This is a genomic window from Shewanella sp. GD03713 (genome assembly GCF_029843705.1).
Lineage (GTDB): Bacteria > Pseudomonadota > Gammaproteobacteria > Enterobacterales > Shewanellaceae > Shewanella.
The window spans coordinates 564,990-584,032 of sequence record NZ_JAOCIW010000001.1 but is presented as its reverse complement, the minus strand read 5'-3'; the positions used below and the strand labels follow the sequence as shown (position 1 = coordinate 584,032).

At 49.3% G+C, this 19,043-nt stretch carries 11 protein-coding genes; 5 read left to right on the top strand and 6 right to left on the bottom strand.

The features are described 5' to 3' along the window. Positions 1-56: 56 nt before the first annotated feature. Together ubiD and fre are read left to right on the top strand one after the other, a co-directional pair. Positions 57-1,538, top strand: coding sequence for a 4-hydroxy-3-polyprenylbenzoate decarboxylase (gene ubiD, locus N5E87_RS02595; protein ID WP_086902992.1), 1,482 nt, complete (start codon positions 57-59; stop codon positions 1,536-1,538). Positions 1,539-1,648: 110 nt separating this feature from the next. After that, positions 1,649-2,347, top strand: coding sequence for an NAD(P)H-flavin reductase (gene fre, locus N5E87_RS02590; RefSeq protein WP_086902993.1), 699 nt, complete (start codon positions 1,649-1,651; stop codon positions 2,345-2,347). A 508-nt stretch (positions 2,348-2,855) separates the two neighbouring features. Here fre and N5E87_RS02585 read toward each other — a convergent pair. The 3 genes from N5E87_RS02585 to N5E87_RS02575 all read right to left on the bottom strand — a co-directional run bounded on the left by N5E87_RS02585 (position 2,856) and on the right by N5E87_RS02575 (position 10,130). Continuing rightward, positions 2,856-3,806, bottom strand: a complete 951-nt coding sequence (locus N5E87_RS02585) for a bacteriophage abortive infection AbiH family protein (protein WP_086902994.1) — start codon at positions 3,804-3,806, stop codon at positions 2,856-2,858. 601 nt (positions 3,807-4,407) lie between these two features. Further along, positions 4,408-5,034 carry a flavin reductase family protein gene (locus N5E87_RS02580; RefSeq protein ID WP_011621304.1) on the bottom strand — a complete coding sequence of 209 codons (627 nt, stop codon included), beginning with the start codon at positions 5,032-5,034 and terminating at the stop codon, positions 4,408-4,410. Between the two features lie 149 nt (positions 5,035-5,183). Further along, a complete protein-coding gene (locus N5E87_RS02575; RefSeq protein ID WP_279775006.1) occupies positions 5,184-10,130 on the bottom strand; it encodes a S8 family serine peptidase in 4,947 nt (1,648 codons plus the stop codon). Positions 10,131-10,388: 258 nt separating this feature from the next. Here N5E87_RS02575 and N5E87_RS02570 point away from each other — a divergent pair, with 258 nt between their 5' ends. Next, positions 10,389-12,782 (top strand): fatty acid cis/trans isomerase, encoded by a 2,394-nt coding sequence (locus N5E87_RS02570; RefSeq protein ID WP_279775004.1) that lies wholly within the window; start codon positions 10,389-10,391, stop codon positions 12,780-12,782. Between the two features lie 42 nt (positions 12,783-12,824). On the opposite strand, the gene N5E87_RS02565 is transcribed toward N5E87_RS02570, so the two are convergent. Next, positions 12,825-14,957, bottom strand: a complete 2,133-nt coding sequence (locus N5E87_RS02565) for a M13 family metallopeptidase (RefSeq protein ID WP_279775003.1) — start codon at positions 14,955-14,957, stop codon at positions 12,825-12,827. Positions 14,958-15,411: 454 nt separating this feature from the next. Between N5E87_RS02565 and N5E87_RS02560 the strand changes: the two genes are divergently transcribed. Then, complete coding sequence (locus tag N5E87_RS02560; protein WP_086902998.1) at positions 15,412-15,990, top strand: nucleoside triphosphate pyrophosphohydrolase family protein; 579 nt, start codon at positions 15,412-15,414, stop codon at positions 15,988-15,990. Between the two features lie 57 nt (positions 15,991-16,047). Here the strand turns inward: N5E87_RS02560 and N5E87_RS02555 are convergent, their stop codons facing one another. Continuing rightward, on the bottom strand, positions 16,048-16,275 hold the full coding sequence (locus N5E87_RS02555; RefSeq protein WP_086903013.1) for a helix-turn-helix transcriptional regulator: 228 nt from the start codon (positions 16,273-16,275) through the stop codon (positions 16,048-16,050). Positions 16,276-16,277: 2 nt separating this feature from the next. Further along, positions 16,278-16,796 (bottom strand): DUF2975 domain-containing protein, encoded by a 519-nt coding sequence (locus N5E87_RS02550; RefSeq protein WP_109286855.1) that lies wholly within the window; start codon positions 16,794-16,796, stop codon positions 16,278-16,280. A gap of 157 nt (positions 16,797-16,953) precedes the next feature. Here N5E87_RS02550 and N5E87_RS02545 point away from each other — a divergent pair, with 157 nt between their 5' ends. Next, positions 16,954-19,014 (top strand): prolyl oligopeptidase family serine peptidase, encoded by a 2,061-nt coding sequence (locus tag N5E87_RS02545; RefSeq protein WP_279775002.1) that lies wholly within the window; start codon positions 16,954-16,956, stop codon positions 19,012-19,014. The last annotated feature ends 29 nt before the right edge of the window (positions 19,015-19,043 follow it).

Sequence of the window (19,043 nt, the reverse complement as noted above, 5' to 3'; positions counted from 1 at the left end):
CAGAAAAATGCTATAGTGCGCGCCACACGGATTTCCACTGCAGAGGCTATTTCCACATGAGTTTTAAGGATTTACGCAGCTTTATTGATCATCTGGAAGCCAATGGCGAACTCAAACGCATTAGCTACCCCGTTGATCCTCATTTAGAAATGACAGAGATCGCCGATCGCGTTCTACGCGCCAAAGGCCCTGCACTCCTATTCGAAAATCCAACGAATCATTCAATGCCAGTGCTGGCCAACCTCTTTGGTACCCCAAAACGTGTCGCCATGGCGCTGGGTAAAGATGACCCGTTAGCACTGCGCGAAGTCGGCGAGCTATTGGCGTTTTTAAAAGAACCCGAGCCACCACGCGGCTTTAAAGACGCGATTTCAAAAATCCCCATGTTCAAGCAAGCCTTGAATATGCCACCTAAAACAGTGCGTAATCCCGCCTGTCAGCAAGTGGTAAAAACGGGCGATGAAGTCGATTTAACTCAGCTGCCGATTCAGCATTGCTGGCCGGGCGATGTCGCACCTTTAGTCACTTGGGGCTTAACCATTACCAAAGGTCCGCGTAAGAGTCGCCAAAACCTTGGGATCTACCGTCAGCAGTTGCTCGGCAAGAATAAACTCATTATGCGCTGGCTGTCCCACCGTGGTGGCGCCCTCGACTTTGCCGATTTTAAAGAGCAATTCCCCGGCGAGCGTTACCCTGTAGTGGTAGCCTTAGGCTCTGATCCTGTGACCATTTTAGGCGCGGTCACCCCAGTGCCCGATGCCATGAGCGAATACGCCTTCGCAGGATTGCTGCGCGGCGAGCGTACCGAAGTCTGCAAGGCATTAAGCTGTGATTTAGAAGTGCCCGCCAGCAGCGAGATCATCCTCGAAGGCTATATCGATCCCGACGAAATGGCCGAAGAAGGCCCCTACGGCGACCACACGGGTTACTACAACGAGACGGATAAATTCCCTGTCTTTACCGTGACCCATATTACCCACCGTAAGGATCCGATTTACCACAGCACCTACACAGGCCGTCCACCGGATGAACCCGCCATGTTAGGTGTGGCACTCAACGAAGTGTTTGTGCCGATTTTGCGTAAGCAATATCCTGAAATTATTGATTTTTACCTGCCGCCCGAAGGTTGCTCCTATCGGATGGCGGTGATCTCGATTCGTAAACAATACCCTGGCCATGCGAAACGGGTGATGATGGGCGCTTGGTCCTTCCTGCGCCAATTTATGTATACCAAATTTATTGTGGTGGTCGACGACGATGTGAATTGCCGCGACTGGAATGATGTGATTTGGGCCATTACCACCCGTATGGATCCTAAGCGCGATACCGTGATGATCGATAACACGCCGATCGATTACCTCGACTTTGCCTCCCCCGTGGCAGGCCTCGGCTCCAAAATGGGCCTCGATGCCACCAATAAGTGGGAAGGCGAAACCAACCGCGAATGGGGCACACCGATCGTGATGGATCCTAAGGTTAAGCAAAAGATCGACTCAATCTGGGATGAGTTAGGCATAGACGACAGCCCAACCCTATAATTCAGCTTAAGCACGACTCTCGTACCCACTTAAGCCAAGAGAATAGGCCGCCAGCGGCCTTAATGTGACACCTAACGACAACAAATGATGAAAGGTGCAAAGGAAGTTTGATGAAAACCATACGTTGTAAGATAGAGAAAGTAACCCCCTTTAACGACGCCGTGTATCAGGTGTGGTTAAAGCCCGACACCCCCTTTGAGTTTCAAGCGGGACAATACCTGTGTGTTGTGATGGGTGAAAAAGATAAACGTCCCTTCTCTATCGCGTCCGCCCCTAATGCCGAAGTGATTGAGCTTCATATTGGCGCGGCCGTCAGCGAAAGCTATCCAATGCAAGTGGTTGAAAAATTGCGTAATAGCACGCATATCGACATCGAAGCTCCCGGCGGCGAAGCACACTTACGCCACGACAGCCAGCGCCCACGTCTATTGATCGCCGGTGGCACTGGCTTCTCTTACATTAAGAGCATTGTCGAGCAACAAATCGCCCTCGGCCAACAGGTCGAAACTACCCTCTACTGGGGTTGCCGCACCCAAGATGCGATGTACTACGAAAGCATCGCTCGCCAATGGCACGACGCTCACCCTTGGTTACACTTTGTGCCCGTTGTGGAAGAAGCTCCAGCAAACTGGCAGGGTAAAACCGCTAATCTGCTCGCGCAAATCAAGCAAGATTTTATCAGCCTCAATGGCTATGACATCTATATCGCAGGTCGTTTCGATATGGTCGGCGCCGCCCGCGAAATCTTCCGCGAAATGGGTGTCGATGAAGCCCATCTCTACGGCGATGCCTTCGCGTTTATCAAATAACGCGTTGATTTGTGAGTTTGGCTGAGTAACCTTTGCCAACATTGGCTCAAACAATAACCCCCAGTTTTTACTGGGGTTTTGTTTTATACGTTATGCCGTATTTCACATTGAATATGGCCTACAGCTAAGAAATCTACATATCCAGACGTAGTTTGTTTTTTACATCAAAGTCAACGTCGTGGGTCTTCAACCCACACCCGACCAAGAGGGGATCAACAGCAATCCCCTCTTGGATCTCCCTTGCCGTCCCTAGCGAAGTTACATGCATTAGAGACTGGCCTTGGTCTTATGGATAAATTGCTATCGCTTCCGATGGTACATCCTGTACCCCGAAAGCTAGCCGGTCATCCATGACCGGACTCACGCAATTTATTCCAACGCCCCGCGGCAACTTCGCAGGGATTGGTGCACCTTCAACCAGTATATAAAGTTTAGCTGTATTGCTTACCGGAAAGAACTATAAACTTCCTCTATCATAACAGTTTTCGTATCTTACTCTTCAAAACTACTAGCAACACAAGTCTGCTATTTTGATCAATTGATAGTAAGCAGGATTTATATCTAAGTTTTCTAATACAACTTCAAATTTAACTTTTTCAAATTCACTGTAATAAGAAACGTACCAATAGCAATCAGGTTTTACAATCGAAGCTATTCTCTCAAAATATGGTATATCAACGTCTGAAAGCGAATGTCCTAAAATATAAATTTCTTTAATACTATCAAGCCTTTGAAAATAGTCTTCATTATCTTTAATAATTTTTTTAGTATTTTTATATGATGCAGAGAAGTAACTATTTACATTATTTTTCAAATTTTCATATATAGGATCATGTTGATTAGCCATTTCATCATACCAGTAATCTAACTGTTCCGACGAAAAGTTATCAGGAGGTCTTTCAATGGTTGTTTCCTCAATAAAGGAATCAGGCTCAATCGCATGACCGAAAATTAAATCCTCTGCATCATTTGCAACACCATGAATGTATAAAATACGCTCACCAGGAATAAAGTACTCTTTTTCTAAAGTATTAGTGTAATTGAAACTAAGAAATAACTCACTAATATCAATTTTTATTAGCTTAGATGGATCTATTTTTTCAGAAGATGCTTCAATAATAAAATTACTGAACTCTTTACGTAATTTACTTGTTAGCAATTCGAGTAACCTATTTGATTCGATATCAGCAGTATGCCAATCCCTATCACGGAAATCCTCACTTGAAGTATTTGGAAGATATTCAGATAACTCATCGAGTACACCATCCTTATCTAAATTTGCCAAGTTCTCTTCGAAATTAGCCCATAAATCCTCATCATTACCCGAGCAATAATATTGATTTATTTTTCTAAAAAGATCTTGATTATGCAAACTAATATAGTTTTTAAAGCTGAAATAATTTGTTGATAATCCGTGATGCATATCAAATCCATTGCCAATAATATACAGTTTTTTCATTACTTACTATTCCTGTAAAAAAACATGCTCACAGCATATATTTAAATAAATAATATAAAATTTATATTAAAAATATCTTTCTATGCCAAAAACTACGATTGGAAATTATAGTCACTTCGGAATTAACCGCAATTACATGGCTAACCACTAAGGCTATAGCACAAAAAAGCACTCGGAAGTTAATTGCTGAAAAAGATAAAACACTCGTACTTTTTCTACCTTTGGCCACTTGAATACAATACAAAAGTTCAAAGAATACACCATCCCCTTGGAGTTGCCGCAGGGCGAATAAACAAATTGCGTGAGTCTCGCCATGGATGGCGAACTAGCTTTCGCAGGTGCAGGGACGCATCCTTCGGAAGCGATAGCAAATTTGGCAATGAGCACAAGGGGTTTTCAACTCCGTTAGGGGCGTCATGGAGCATCCAAGGAGGATAGGACGAGCAGTCCTCCTTGGTCGGGTGTGGGGTGAAGCCCCACGACGTTGATTTTTCTTTTAAAAAAGCTTAAATCATGAATTGCTCTGCAATGAGATACCAAAACTCATAATTCAAAAACTCAAACGCAGTTTGCCTCTCAAGCCTAGCGGCATTTAAGCGCCCTACACTTGTGGTCTATGTAGATCGAAACGCAGATCTTCGGAGATCCCATAGTAGGCGGATGGGCCGCCGGCGCGCAGCACGGGTTCGGCGAGGGCGGTTTGATACACACCTTCACTATTGAGCAAATGCTTGGCGATATGCACGGCAACGACTTCACCTAAGACGAGCCAAGTATCAATCTTATCCCCATTGGCGGCAGTTAATTGAATACATTGAGACAGCTTACATTCAAAGTTGACCGGGCTTTCGGCCACCAGCTCAGCTTGGACGATAGTGCCCGCCTTGGGGGTGAGTCCGGCAAAGGCAAACTCGTCCTCCCCGCGGGGCAGCATGGCGGATGTTTGATTCATTTTCTCGGCAAGGCTGCGGGTGGTGAGGTTCCAGACGAACTCACCGGTGTCGACGATATTGGCGACACTGTCTTTCCAGCCCGTGCTGGCAAAGCCAATGATCGGTGGTTTGTAGTTGAAACAATTGAAAAAACTATAGGGCGCGAGATTGCGTTGCCCCTGGGCACTGCGCGAGGAGATCCAGCCTATGGGTCTAGGGGCGACAATCGCATTTAAGGGGTCGTGCGATAGTCCATGTCCCTTGCTCGGCTCGTAAAAATAGCGTTCTGTAGTCATCTTCTTCCCTTATCGATTTGTGCCCAATAAAGCTTAGCATTCACGCATGTCATTCATCTTAACCCGTGAACAGGTCGAATAACAGGAAGATATTAACCCAATAAAAAGAGGGACATGCGTCCCTCTTTTTGACTGGAGAATGAAGCTAATTAAGCACGAGTGGCTTTTTTAGCGCGGCGAATAAATGCCATAGAAAGCAAGCTGAGTATGCTCCATCCTAAGGCACCGCCTGAGCTAGATTCTGGCTCAGGAGTCTCAGGAGTCACTGGGGTGACTGGCGTAGGTTCAACACCATCAGACTCTACCGTCAGCATAAAGCTAGTGCTGGCGGCATCGGAGCTGATTTCGTTATCACGCACAGTCACTGTGACTAAGGTGTCACCGTGGAAGTTCGCTTCTGGGATCAGGGTAAACTGACTACCCTTGATCTCGGCACTAATGTGCTCACCCGTGACTTCAACCGTGTTCGGAACCTTGTTCGCGTCCACATAGGAGACACTCAGTCCTTCGAGACGGGTGTTTTCGGCAACGACTTGGTTAGCAATTGGCGCTAACTTGATATTGCCATTCACATTCACTGTATGCACTAACGTGGTAGGTGCTGCGCCTTCTAGGTCGTAGTTCAGCTCAACATTCAGCGTCTTGCCCGTAGCTTCCGGTTGAACGGCCACTTTAAAGCTGACTTCCATACGACTCTGCTCAGGACCCACATAGTCATAACAGACCACCAGATCGTTTTGCAGTTTTTCGTCTAAGTCATCGAAACCTAAGACTTCGTAGAGGTTGCCATTTTTTGGACCTACGGTTCTTGACCATGGAGAGTCAAACCCTTCCACAAATACCGCGCCTTTCGCCACATTTGCACCTAAGTTGCTATAGGCGTAAATGATTTCGTATTGGCCAGGACGATCGTCGATACCGCTGCGTAAAATGGTTTCAAAGTCAAACTCTTCACCCGTTTTACTGTCGGTGACATTGTCGAACTCGAGGAACAGTAGATCACCCAAATCTGGACGGTCTTCAGCATACTGAGTTGCAATGGTTAAACCCCATGGCTCAGAAGGATCGCGACGATACTTGCTGGTGAACGTGCCACGCCAGAATGGCGCCAAGGCTTCGTTCAAGAATCCTGGACCACGGTGTTGTGACATGTACCAATAACCTGTGTTGAACTGCAACGCCCCCACGGTATGCATACGCATGTAGCCCGCGTTAGGTTGGTTGTAGACTTCAAACTTGGCGTTTTGTTTGTAGAACAGCCAATTGATAGGCACATCGAATGCGTTGTTAAAGTCACCGACAAACCAGTCTGCGTTAGGCTGGATACGGAACTCGCCCCACAGGTCGATATAGCCGCCTTTCGAATATTCATCGATCAGCGGTGTATGGCACATCTTATCGGTTAAGCTGGTGCTGACCTTGTACTCACGTCCAACGTTGCGTGTCGACAACTCTAAACCACTCAGGGTTAGGTTGTGCTCATCGGCAACGATCGCTTTGGTCACATCATCGTTATTGGTTTTGATCGTTCCCGTCGCGAGACGCATACCTTCCGGCAGCTTCATCTCGAACTTGTAGTTACGATCCTGTGTCTCTAAGTTAGGCGCAATGTTGAGCTTAACGTCGATGACATCCATGCTACGGGCCTTGTCTTGGCTCACAGACCAAGTTACCGCATCGTCGGCACGACGAATATCCAGCGCGGTAAAGCCTAATGTGCCTTCGGCACCTGGCATATTGCCAAGGTCGAAACCACCGTAGTAAACATCGCCAGCTTTGGTTTCAGGAATGTTCCAGTGAAGACCAATCTCATAGTTACCGTTACCGTCGTGGGATGCCGGGCCTGACATGTTCAGGTAGCCCTTGTCATCGTTTTCCATCACTAGGGCATAGCCAGTTTCCACGGCAACATCGCCTTGACCCGCACCATAGGCCATAGCGGTAGCTACCCAGTAAGTACCTGGGGTTGGGTTCTCAAAGCTACAGTAGTTATGCTCAGACTGACTGCTCGAAATACACATTAACTCATCGATATATTCCGCACGAATCGCAGAACTCGTTGGGTTATCGCCCTCTGGTACGAAGGTATTGCTGCCGTTCTTATCCAGACCCACCATGATAAAGGGGTGCATCTCGGTATAGCGTGGGTTCAAGTTTTCCAGCGTCGAGACAAACTCTGCCTTTTGAACTTCTACCACGAAGCGTTTAGTGCCTTCAGGCACCACTACAGGGCGAATATCCCAACCCTTATCTATGTTCGCTTTGCTTAAGATCGCGCTCACTGCAGTTAATTTATTTGAGCTGATCTCTGGCTTCACTGGGCCATAGAAACGTGGGGTCAGTTGGCTGTAAGAATCAGTGTTCACCACCAAAGACTCAGTGCCTTGATCGCGAGTGATTTCAAAACGGTGTGCCACAGGTAGCTGATCGGCAACGCTCGCCACCACCACAGGCATATGCACATCCGGTGAGCTGCCATTGGTTTCTTTCAGTAACACTTGGCCATTGAAGAAAGCATTCTTATTGAGCACTTCGCTCCAAGGCGCCGAAGCATCTGTTGGCTCCACCTTATGTTCGATAAGATTTGGCGTTTTCGCAGTGATAATAATGCTTTGCGATTCACCCGCCTTCAGGCTGAAGGACGCCGGCGATACAGATACCTCAAAACCTTCTTCCTTACCGACACCTTCAACTGTCCAAGTGCCATCACGGGTCGCCTTAACGGTACGCATCCAGCTACAGGTTTTCTCGCATTCCATTTCCACCATAGAAGGCAAGTTCAACCAGTTCACTACACCGCCGTTGGTCGGATCGGCATTACGGTAGTTGTCGATGGTTTCATCCATCACTAATCCCGTATCCGCTGCGCGCGCCACGTTGATCGCCCCCGCACCCGCCATGAAGTTGTAGTAAGGTTCAACCAACTCATATCCGGTATTCAATACCACAGGACCTGCGGTCAGCATGAGCGCAGACTGGATTTCAGCTGGAGTCCAATCTGGGTGTAACTGGGTCAATAGCGTCATCGCCCCAGTAACGTGCGGCGCGGCCATTGAAGTACCGCTCATAAAGGTCCAGTCAGACGCTGATGGGTTATTGGTAAATGGCTGATCGTCGGCGTTGGCCGCATAAATATCCACACCCGGCGCCGTTAAATCGGGTACTAAGGTGTTGTTGGTTTTACTTGGGCCTAGGGAGCTGAATGTCGCTAGGTTATTACCCGCTGACGCATCGAAGCTGTACTCGTTAGTAAAGTCGGTAATGGTCGCGCGCGCAGTACCTGGGTTTTTCAGTACCCAGTTACGGATCTTAAGGCGATCGGCATACTTCACTTGGATACCCGGGATCACGTACATATCCGCTTCGAGGTTATCCACTGAAGAGCTCATATTTTGCAGGATCACGCCACCGGCGCCGCCTGCAGCCACGTTTTTCGCTTTTTCGATACGGGCAATATCACCACGCTCACAAACGACGATTTGATCCGATGTAAAGGTGCCCGCAGGGAAAGGCACATTACAGCTTGCCGCTGTGTAGCTGTCTTTGGTGTTAGGATCAGCATATTTCTCTGCCAACACCACTTCACCGGTAATCGCGCCAGAGAAGCTGGTCCCTTGAATCGCCGTCGTTGGTTTACCCGTGCCTTCGAAGCCTGTGAGGCTCTTAATACCCGCCTTCAGCTTACGGTCATGGGTGGTTGCACCGACTGTGGTAACCCAAGGTGATGAGTGGTCAGCCGTCCAATAGGCACCGCTGTTACCCGCCGCAGCGGCCACTGAAATACCCGCTTCACGGGCCGATAAGAAAGCCAGCTCCATTGGGTCACCCCAAGGCATGTTCTCCGCGCCGCCGATAGAGAAGTTAATCGCATCGACACCATCGGCAATCGCATCTTCAAAAGCCGATAAGATGGCCGACTCAGGACAACCCGCATAAGGGTCGCCACTGGTGCCTGGCCAGCACACTTGGTAGGCAATAATGTGCGCGCGTGGGGCGACACCACTGGTCTGAGGGAAAGTGAAAGGTACATCCACACCATCACTGACCTTATCGCCGGTAAAACCTTGCAGTGGTGTATCTTTTAAAGTGTTACCCGCAACGGTACTCGCCGTGTGAGAGCCATGGCCAGCGTAGTCCTCTGCGTTGGCAGGGCGAATACGCTTTTTCGCGCCACTAGAAGTTTGGAACTCAGGGGCGGCATACACATCGGTGATTTCAGGGTAAGAATGCAGGCCCACTAACTTGTTGTTACACAGCTCAGGGAAGGCGCCACAATCGCCGATCGCCTGACCTTTGTATGGGTTTAAGCGCGCATATTCTTCATCATCGGCAAAGGCGACATGGTCGGTGTTGATACCGGTATCGATAATACCGACGACCATGCCTTCACCCTTCACGGGCAAACCGCCTTGCGTTGCAGTGCCTTGCCACATTTGGTCAGCACCAATGAACTCTGGGCCGCGGTCGGTGCGCAGTTCAAAAATACGGTTAGGGGAAATACGCTTCACCCCAGCCTGATGCGACATGCGAATCGCATCTTCCTGCGTCATCTCAACGACTAAAGCGTTGCTGGCAATAGTGAATTGCTTGTTGATTTTCAGGTTAACGCCCGCTTGACGTACACTCGAAACAAACTTGTCCTGTTTGCCTAACAAGAAACTCTTATAGGACTGAGCCGCCGCCGTGTTTACGCTGACACGACCCTTAGCGATGATAGAACGGTTAACTGGCGCCTTAGTCGCGGCGAACCCAGGGAGATCACCCTCGTAGGTCGCCAGAGGTTCGGCCTCTAACTGCACTATGTAGGTCTGCACGCCCTGTGAATTGGCTTCAGGCTGGAAAATCTCTTGTGGGGAACGGGCTTTTTTAACGCGGTTGAGCTGTCCTGGCGTGCCGACATAAATGTCACCACTTAACTCAGCCTTGCGCTCATTGGTCACTTTTAAGACATCTTCGGCGGTGAAAGTGGGAGTATAAAAACTGCTCCCTGCAACCTTCTCCATTCCAGGGTCGGCCAATGCAAACGTACAAGCACCGCTAACATAGAGCGCAGTCAGGCTCGCGATAGCGGTACGTTTGAACTGCTGATTGTTCATAGCATTTCCTTCAGAATTATATAGTTATTTTTTTACGCACAGAGGTGCGCTACTAGATATAACAAAACTCCGCAAAAAAATGCGTACCATTATGTAACCTTGATAAAACACAAAATAAACATATAAAGACGTACTGGCGGGACGATAATCGTCGAAAAAACAAAAAATACGCCGTAAATTCAACTTGTTCAGACTATTCTGCTAGAGTGTTGCAGATTAGGCATGGATAAAGCTCATCAGTCGGGCAAAGGAGTGGATATGAATCCGATAAATGCAGTCTGGAAACGTTGGCTATTGGCCCTAGTGTTAGCGGTCACGGGTTGTGCCAGCGTCGCTCAAGTGGATTTTGATAATCTTTACGGTAAAAGCTCGCCGCTGACGCGGGCCGATAATCAGCCAATCCAGAGTGAACTCACAGCACAAACAAAGACTTATCATTCGGCTGTTGAACCTATCATCAACGGTCGCTGCGTGGTTTGCCATGCCTGTTACGATGCGCCCTGCCAACTTAAAATGACTTCCAGTGAGGGGATTGAACGGGGCGCGAACAAGGAAAAAGTCTATCAGGGCACCCGCTTGATGGCGGCAACACCAAATCGGTTATTTGTCGATGCCCACACGCCTGAAGCTTGGCGCGAACGCGGTTTTTATCCCGTGCTCAATGAGCGCGCCCAGACCCCACAGGCCAATACTCAGGCCTCAGTGCTGGCGCGGATGCTCACGCTAAAACAGGCCCATCCCCTGCCGGACACTAAACTGCTCGATAAAAATTTCGACTTTAGCCTCGATCGGGTTCAGCAGTGCGCCAGCATTGAGGAAATGGACAAATACGAGCAATACCAACCGCTTGCGGGTATGCCCTACGGCTTGCCTGCGCTCAATCAGCAGGAACATAAAGTATTGATGCAATGGCTCGAACAGGGTGCAGTGTTGCCGACGCCACCCGCGCTCAGCGCCGAGTTTAATCAAGAAATTGCCCGCTGGGAGCAGTTCTTAAATGCCGACAGCCTCAAGGCGCAACTGAGCGCCCGTTATATTTACGAGCACTTATTTGCCTTCCACCTATATTTTGAGTCGTTAACCGCGGCCGATGCTCCCGCGGCTTACTTCGAGTTAGTGCGCTCACGCACGCCGCCGGGCAAACCGATTGATCTGATTGCCAGTCGCCGCCCCTTCGACGATCCGCAAGTGTCGCGGGTGTATTACCGCTTTAAGCCCTATCACGCCACGATCGTCGATAAGACCCATATTCCCTACGCCTTGAATAACACTGTGCTGCAAAACTGGCAGCAGTGGTTTATCGATGCCAAGTACCAAGTCAGCTCGCTGCCAAGCTATGCGCCGAGCGTGGCGGCCAATCCCTTCGAGGCCTTTATTCAACTGCCCGCAGGCTCGCGTTATCGCTTTATGCTTACCCGCGCCCAAGACACTATTATGGGCTTTATCAAGGGGCCGGTTTGCCGTGGTCAGGTCGCCCTCAATGTGATCAACGATAGATTTTGGGTTTACTTTGTCACCCCAGAATATATGGACGACAGCGACTTTACTGACTTCTATCAGGGCCAAATCGAGAACCTACGTATGCCCGCCGAGGAAGAAAGCACCGCCCTTGCCGTGACTTGGGTGAAATACGCCTCCAAACAGGGCGAGTATATGCGGGCACGAAATCAGTTTTTAAATCATAAGTTTAAAAATGGTCGCCACCTTACTATCGATGGTTTATGGGACGGAGAAGGCAGTAATGATAATGCTAGCCTGACGGTATTTAGGCATTTCGATAATGCCACTGTGGTCAAAGGGTTAGTGGGAGAATCTCCCAAGACGGCTTGGGTGATCGATTATGCCCTGCTGGAGCGCATTCACTACCTCCTAGTCGCCGGTTTCGATGTGTATGGCAATTACGGCCACCAGCTACTCACCCGCCTGTATATGGATTTTTTACGGATGGAGGGCGAGTCTAACTTCTTGACCTTGTTGCCCCAAGAGGAGCGCCGTAAGCAGTTTAAAGACTGGTATCAGGATGCGGGCACCCAGCTAACCGCCTTTATTGCAGGGGATATTAATACCTTCAATCAACCCACGGGCGTGCTCTACTACACGGACGATCTTAAGGCCGAACTCTATCAAAAATTGGCCGCTAAGGTCGGTGAAGTTCAGCCCCAACGCTATCAAATCGCACTCAGTCAGTTGCAACCTAACAGCAAGGCATTGTTGCAGGCGCTAGGCAGAGTCAAAGGCACGCAAGCCACCCTTTTACCCGAGCTGACGATGATCATGATTGAGCCTGAAAAAACGGGCAAAGCGGAAATTTTTACCTTAGTACGTAACAGTGCCCATCGAAATATTTCGAGCCTATTCAATGAGGAAAGCAACCGCGATCCCGCCAAGGATGATGTCACGCTAGTGCGCGGACTTTTGGGCAGTTACCCCGAAGCCTTCTGGCATATTAAGGAGCAGGACTTAGCCAAAGTTGTGGCCAAGGTCGAAGGCATGCAAACCGAAAAAGACTACGAGGCGTTATTGGATTTGGCGGCGGTGCGCCGTACCGATCCGCGTTTCTGGGCCTTTAGCGATAAACTCAACCAAGCCTTTTTCGACAGTCACCCGATTGAGAGCGGTTGGCTGGACTACAATCGACTGCAAAATCGCTAACAAAAAAGGGAACCCTAGGGTTCCCTTTTTATCAACTTACGCTTACCAGATCTTCACGCGATCCTCTGGGGCTAAGTACAGCTTATCGCCGGGCTTCACATCAAAGGCTGTGTACCAAGCGTCTAAGTTACGCACAGTCAGCGCACGGTACATGCCAGGGGCATGACCATCGGTCGCCACGCGGGCACGCAAAGCTTCGTCACGCATCTTAGTCGCCCACGTTTGCGCGAAGCCGATAAAGAAGCGTTGATCGCCACTAAAGCCATCGATAACTGGCGCAGGTTTGCCGTTAAGCGAAGCATGGTAGGCATCGAGCGCGGCCGCTAAGCCCGCCACGTCGGCAATGTTTTCACCTAAGGTCAGCTTGCCGTTGACATGCAGATCCGGGAATGGTGCATAGCTATCAAACTGCTTCGCCAATGCCTCACCCTGCTTAGCAAACTGTGCAAAGTCCGCTGGCGTCCACCAGTTACGCATAGCGCCAGTCGAGTCGAACGCCGCACCATTGTTATCGAAGCTATGGCTGATCTCATGGCCAATCACAGCGCCAATCGCGCCATAGTTATAGGCTGCATCGGCCTTAGCATCAAAGAATGGTGGCTGCAAAATCCCCGCAGGGAAGTTAAGCGCATTTTGCACTGGCAGGTTAACCGCGTTAACCACTTGCGGCGTCATCCACCACTCGCCCTTGTCCATAGGTTTGCCGATTTTGGCGAGTTGATGGGCGTATTCCACCTTTTCACCATTGATAGCATTGGCATAGGCATTAGTTGGCGATACCGCATAGGCATCGTAATTGCGCCATTTATCAGGATAACCCACGCCCACGGCGATGGTCGCAACCTTAGCTAAGGCTTCCTGCTTGGTTGAAGGGTCCATCCACTCGAGTTTTTCGACACGCTTACCAAAGGCACTGACGATGTTATCCACCATAGTGCTGACTTCGGCCTTGGCCGAGGCAGGGAAATAATGCTCGGCATAGGCGCGGCCCACGGCATCACCCAGGTATTCATCCAAGGCACTCAAGGCGCGTTTATCACGGCTGCGCTGCTCAGGGGTGCCCGATAGCTTAGTGCCGTTAAAGGCAAAAGAAGCGTTATCGATAGCCGAAGGCAATACATCGGCGTGGCTGTTGATATGGTGGAACACCAACCAGTCTTTCCACGCATCCAACGGCTCAGAGGCCACCAGCGCCGACAGTCCCGTAATAGCACTGGCGTGATAGGCGGCAAATCTGTCTTGCTTGCCAAGCTGCGCGGCATCTAAAAACGCTGTCCAGTCGATGCCAGGGGCTTTAGCATCAAAGTCGGCGCGGCTCCACACACCCGATGCCTTAGTGAAATCTTCACTGTCTTCACGGCTGGCGTGGGCGCTAGCGATCTTGTGTTCGAGGGCAAAAATGCGCTCGGCACGGGCTGCGGCATCGCTGATGCCCGCATCGGTCAGCAGGGTCTCGATATAGGCACGGTAAGCGGTGCGGATCTCGACCATTTTAGGGTCGTCCGAGAGATAGTATTCACGCTCGGGTAAACCTAAACCGCCTTGCAGAATATAAGGCAGCACTTCGCCCGGCGTCGCCAGACCTTGAGTCACGAAAATACCGAAGAGGTTTTCGGTGAAAAAGTCGGTGGCATTGAGAGGGTCCACATCGGCACGCAGGTTAGCACCGAGCGCCGCAGATAGGGCGTGTTTATCCGCAATGGCTTGATAGCGGGCTAAATCGGCTTCCATTGGCTTCATGCCCGCCGCATCGATTGCCGCAGTATTAGTGTACGCCTTGTAGAAATCGGCAATGCGTGCATCATCGCTGCCAGCGGCGTGTTCGGCCTTGACCAAGTCGGCGATCAGGCTGGTTTTATGCTTTTCCGTCTCTTGGAAAGCCACTAGAAATGCACCCGTGCTTGAGCGATCGGCGGGGATCTCAGTGGTTTTCATCCACTCGCCATTGGCATAGGTATAAAAATCATCGCCGGGTTTAACCTTAGACGACATTGCCGCGAGGTTAATGCCGATTGGCATGGCGGCTTGGCTGGCAGCAGGCGCTGCGCTGGTTTGTACTTTTGCAGCATTGTCGCTGGCTGCAGCGGCGGTTTCCTTGGTGTTATCACCACAGGCAGTTAACCCTGTCAGTACTGTCGTCGACAGTAATATGGCGGGGATCAGGCGGTCCGACATATGAGACTCCTTCCGTTGTTATTCTTGTATTTTTGGTATTTTGGCTATTCGAATGCTTTCCAGCATGGCGAGGCAGTGTAACTGGCGATATGGTGGGATGTAAAAGAAACTCACACTTTATGATAGAAAGTTAATGCAAAGTCTTTAATACAGTCTAATTACAACACTGAGTAGGTAAACACCTCTAACACAAGCCAAGATCAGTATTCGCGATGCCAAATAGAATGAATTAGCTTGGCCAATAGCACAAAGCCACGACAGATAGCTACTGAGCACACTTACACCCAGCGCATACCGAAGCCCGCAGCTCCACGATTTGGCAGCAGGTATTTTTACCCCAAGGCGGACTCGCTTTGTATTCTGCGCCACCTTTCTTTAGAATTGCCGCTGTTATCCATGAATCGATTTTGCAAATCCATTCGTAAAACCCATTGATAAAATCTAAGGCTTCCCGATGAAACTCACTTGTTTAACTCAACCTATTTATGACCACTTGTACCGTGATATCAGTGAGTTTCGCAGCACCTTCGACCTCGCCGTCAACGATGCTAGCTCCTTGGATGAAAAGGCCGACACGCTACATACTTCACTGATTATTGAAGAATTAACCGAACTTGCCGAAGCCGATAGCCGTATCGAGCAGGCCGATGCCATTGTCGATTCTGTGTATGTATTAATGGGGCGTTTAGTGCATTTAGGCGCGGCCCAAATGAGTGACCGCCTAGAGATCAGCTACCTTATCGACTTGCTGCTGTGTGTGGCTAAAAACCGTGAAATCGACTTTATCGCCTGCTGGGATGAAGTGCATTCGAGCAACATGAGCAAAGTGTGCCGCAATGAGCAGGAACTGACAGAGACTATCGCCTTCTATGCCGAGCAAGGCGTTGAAATCGTTGGCAGCAAAAAGGGCGAGTTTATCATCGCCAAATGCGCTAAAGATGTGGAAATGGCCGGTAAAGTCGTGCGCCAAGGCAAGGTATTAAAGTCGGTGTACTATCGCCCTGCGGATTTAACTCAGTTAGTTAAAGCGTAAAACCGCAAACCTAGGCTGCACAGCATCTATAAACAGCATGCAGCCTAGGCCACTTCCTTAGTCCGACGCGTCTTGTTCGGCATCCTTGCGGTATTCCAAAATATCCCCCGGCTGACAGGCCAAGTATTCACAGATACTCGCCAAGGTATCGAAACGCACCCCTTTGACCTTGCCCCGTTTTAACAGGGACAAGTTAGCCTCGGTAATGCCCACCGCTTTGGCCAGCTCCTTAGAGCTCACCTTTCGCACCGCCATCATGACGTCTAAATTAACGATAATATTCAAAATCAAACAAACTCTTGGTTTTCCGCCTCATAATCGCGGGCGGCTTTAAGCAAATACACGATCAGCAACATCAGTAAAATCGTCGATATATTGCCAAAATCGAGCACCAGTTCGATACGACCTTCTTCAAAAAATGACTGATGATAGATACCTATCCCTAAGGTTTGCAGCATCTCGAACACTAAGGCCGCCACTTTTAACCACACTAGCCATAGGTAACATTTCATACTCTCATCACTGAAAAACAGGCCGCGCTGATAGCAGGATAAGAGCCGTTGCAGCCAATAGACTCCTAATAAAAATGTGATAAATAATGGGGTTAGCATTGCAAGCAACAGCATTCTGTTGGCGCTTGCGAGGTGCCATAACTCGAGCAACTGGGTGTTACTGCTATTGAAGCGAATATCGTCGTAGGCCCAATAGCAATAAAACAAGTAGCCGACAATGGCCACCGCCGAAAAGAGCACCAGCCAGCGGCAAAACTCACTGATTTTTATTAATTTTTTAAAATTTTGATTCATCAACTCACCCAAACATCACCCTAGATAATTCTTAGCGAACGTGCATCAGTATAATCCTTCGACAAAAAATATTACAAAGAAATATAAATTTATTGTTTTACGATAATTAATTTTCGTATTAGCATGTTTTCAATTTCAACACACTCAGGTGACGACAATGCAAAAATTTCCATTCACGAGTCAGTTATGCAGTGCTGCCATTGCCGCCGCACTGCTACTGACGGGTTGCAGCGCCGCTGATACCCAAAATGCACAACCTCAAGTTGCCGCGACGCAGCAAACCGAAGCGCCGTTAATTCCTATCGAAAACTTCTTTAACGAGCAGAGCATTCGCCATTTAAAAATGTCCGACGATGGCAAGTGGCTCGCCTTTGTGAAGGAGTATCAAGGGGCCAGTAATATCTTCCTGATGGCCGATAAGGCCGATCTTGCCAGTGCTACGCCACTGACCACCTCCGCCGAACCTATTCGCGACTTCGAATGGTCCGCCAAGGGCAATGACCTGTTCTTTATGAAGGACAAAGGCGGTAATGAGAACACCCAGATTTACAAGCTGAGCTTTGAAGAACACGCGGGCAAGATCACCGCCAAAGAGCAACGCTTAACCCATAAGGACAATGTGCAATACAGCGTGCTCGAGCAGGTAAAAGACAATCCTGATTTACTGGTTGTTCAAGCCAACCACGACGATTCGAGCCGTATGGATATTTATCTGCTCAACATCCACGATGGCAAGTTAACCCCAATCCTGAAGAACGAACTGAGCTTTACTCAAGTGAAGTTTAACAAGCAGGGTAAACCTGTGATTGCCAGCAGCAGTAATCTCGATAACACCAATGCCTTATATGTGCTGATCGACGGCAACTGGCGCAAGATCATCCAAAGCGCCAAGGGTGAGAGCATCGATATTCTTAAAGTGAACGATGACAAAAAACTCGCCTATATCAGCGCCAATATCGGTGATCGCGATAAGCAGGAATTGCTGAAAGTCGACCTGATGACGGGTAAATATGAAACGCTGCACAAGGATCCCGACAACGAGGCCGACGTCTATTCGGTGCAATTTAACGATGCGGGCGAGCCATTAGCCGTGGCTTACTATGGCGGCCGTTTGCGAGTTTATCCCTTAGATGCCGAGTTTGCCCGCCATTGGGATGTGATTAATCGTCATTTTAATCAAGATGTTGAAATCACGATTGGCGAGATGAACGAGAAAACCCATCTGTGGCAAATCCATGTCGCCAGCGACAGAGCCGCGGGCGCGGACTATCAATACAATGCCGCCACAGGGGATATCCATCTGTTAGTGGACATTCCAGCCAGCATTCCTGCGGATCAACTCTCGCCACGCCAATCGATTGTGTATACCGCGCGGGACGGCGTGAAAATCCAAGCCTATTTAACACTGCCTAAGGGTAAACAGACGCAGCTGCCGACCATTATCCTGCCCCATGGCGGCCCTTGGGCACGGGATTTTTGGACGCTCGACTCGGGTTACTTCCACGCGATTGCCCAGTTTTATGCCAACCGTGGCTATGCGGTGTTGCAACCGAACTTCCGTGCATCGACGGGGTTCGGTAAGAAATTCTTAAACTTAGGCAACAATAATTGGGGGATTGGCAGCATGCAGCACGATCTCACCGACGGAGCTAACTACTTAGTGGCGCAGGGCATTGCCGATAAACAGCGCTTAGGGATCTTTGGAGCCTCCTACGGTGGCTATGCGGCGCTGTCTGGCGCGACTTTTACACCTGACTTGTACCAAGCGGTGATCGCCTATGTGGGGCCATCGAGTCTAGTGACGCTGATGAATTCCTTCCCCGACTACTGGCGCCCCTATTTAGGTCAATGGTTTGAGTCGGTGGGTGACCCACAGATTGCCGAGCAGAAACAAGATATGGAAAAACGCTCGCCAATTAACTATGTCGATAACATCAAGGCACCATTGATGCTGATCCAAGGTGCGAATGACCCACGCGTCACCCAAATAGAATCAGACAATATTGCCAAGAAGATGTATCAAAAGTCTTTACCAGTTAAGTACATACTGGCAAAAGATGAAGGGCATGGATTCAGTAAGCGAGCCAATAAACTGGCCTCGATTGTCGCCACTGAGCAGTTTTTTGCCGAGCACTTAGGTGGGCGTGTCGACACCAATGTGAATCCTGAAATCCTAAAACACTTGGACGGTTTAAACGTCGATATCAGTAAACTCTAACGCGCTAAGGGCAAGCTAAGGCTTGCCCT

What these genes read in the sequence shown, in the direction of transcription:
- N5E87_RS02565 (WP_279775003.1), bottom strand. Translation starts at nt 14,957, where the DNA reads ATGTCGGACCGCCTGATCCCCGCCATATTACTGTCGACGACAGTACTG.
- N5E87_RS02575 (WP_279775006.1), bottom strand. Translation starts at nt 10,130, where the DNA reads ATGAACAATCAGCAGTTCAAACGTACCGCTATCGCGAGCCTGACTGCG.
- N5E87_RS02560 (WP_086902998.1), top strand. Translation starts at nt 15,412, where the DNA reads ATGAAACTCACTTGTTTAACTCAACCTATTTATGACCACTTGTACCGT.
- fre (WP_086902993.1), top strand. Translation starts at nt 1,649, where the DNA reads ATGAAAACCATACGTTGTAAGATAGAGAAAGTAACCCCCTTTAACGAC.
- N5E87_RS02545 (WP_279775002.1), top strand. Translation starts at nt 16,954, where the DNA reads ATGCAAAAATTTCCATTCACGAGTCAGTTATGCAGTGCTGCCATTGCC.
- N5E87_RS02550 (WP_109286855.1), bottom strand. Translation starts at nt 16,796, where the DNA reads ATGAATCAAAATTTTAAAAAATTAATAAAAATCAGTGAGTTTTGCCGC.
- N5E87_RS02570 (WP_279775004.1), top strand. Translation starts at nt 10,389, where the DNA reads ATGAATCCGATAAATGCAGTCTGGAAACGTTGGCTATTGGCCCTAGTG.
- N5E87_RS02585 (WP_086902994.1), bottom strand. Translation starts at nt 3,806, where the DNA reads ATGAAAAAACTGTATATTATTGGCAATGGATTTGATATGCATCACGGA.
- N5E87_RS02580 (WP_011621304.1), bottom strand. Translation starts at nt 5,034, where the DNA reads ATGACTACAGAACGCTATTTTTACGAGCCGAGCAAGGGACATGGACTA.
- ubiD (WP_086902992.1), top strand. Translation starts at nt 57, where the DNA reads ATGAGTTTTAAGGATTTACGCAGCTTTATTGATCATCTGGAAGCCAAT.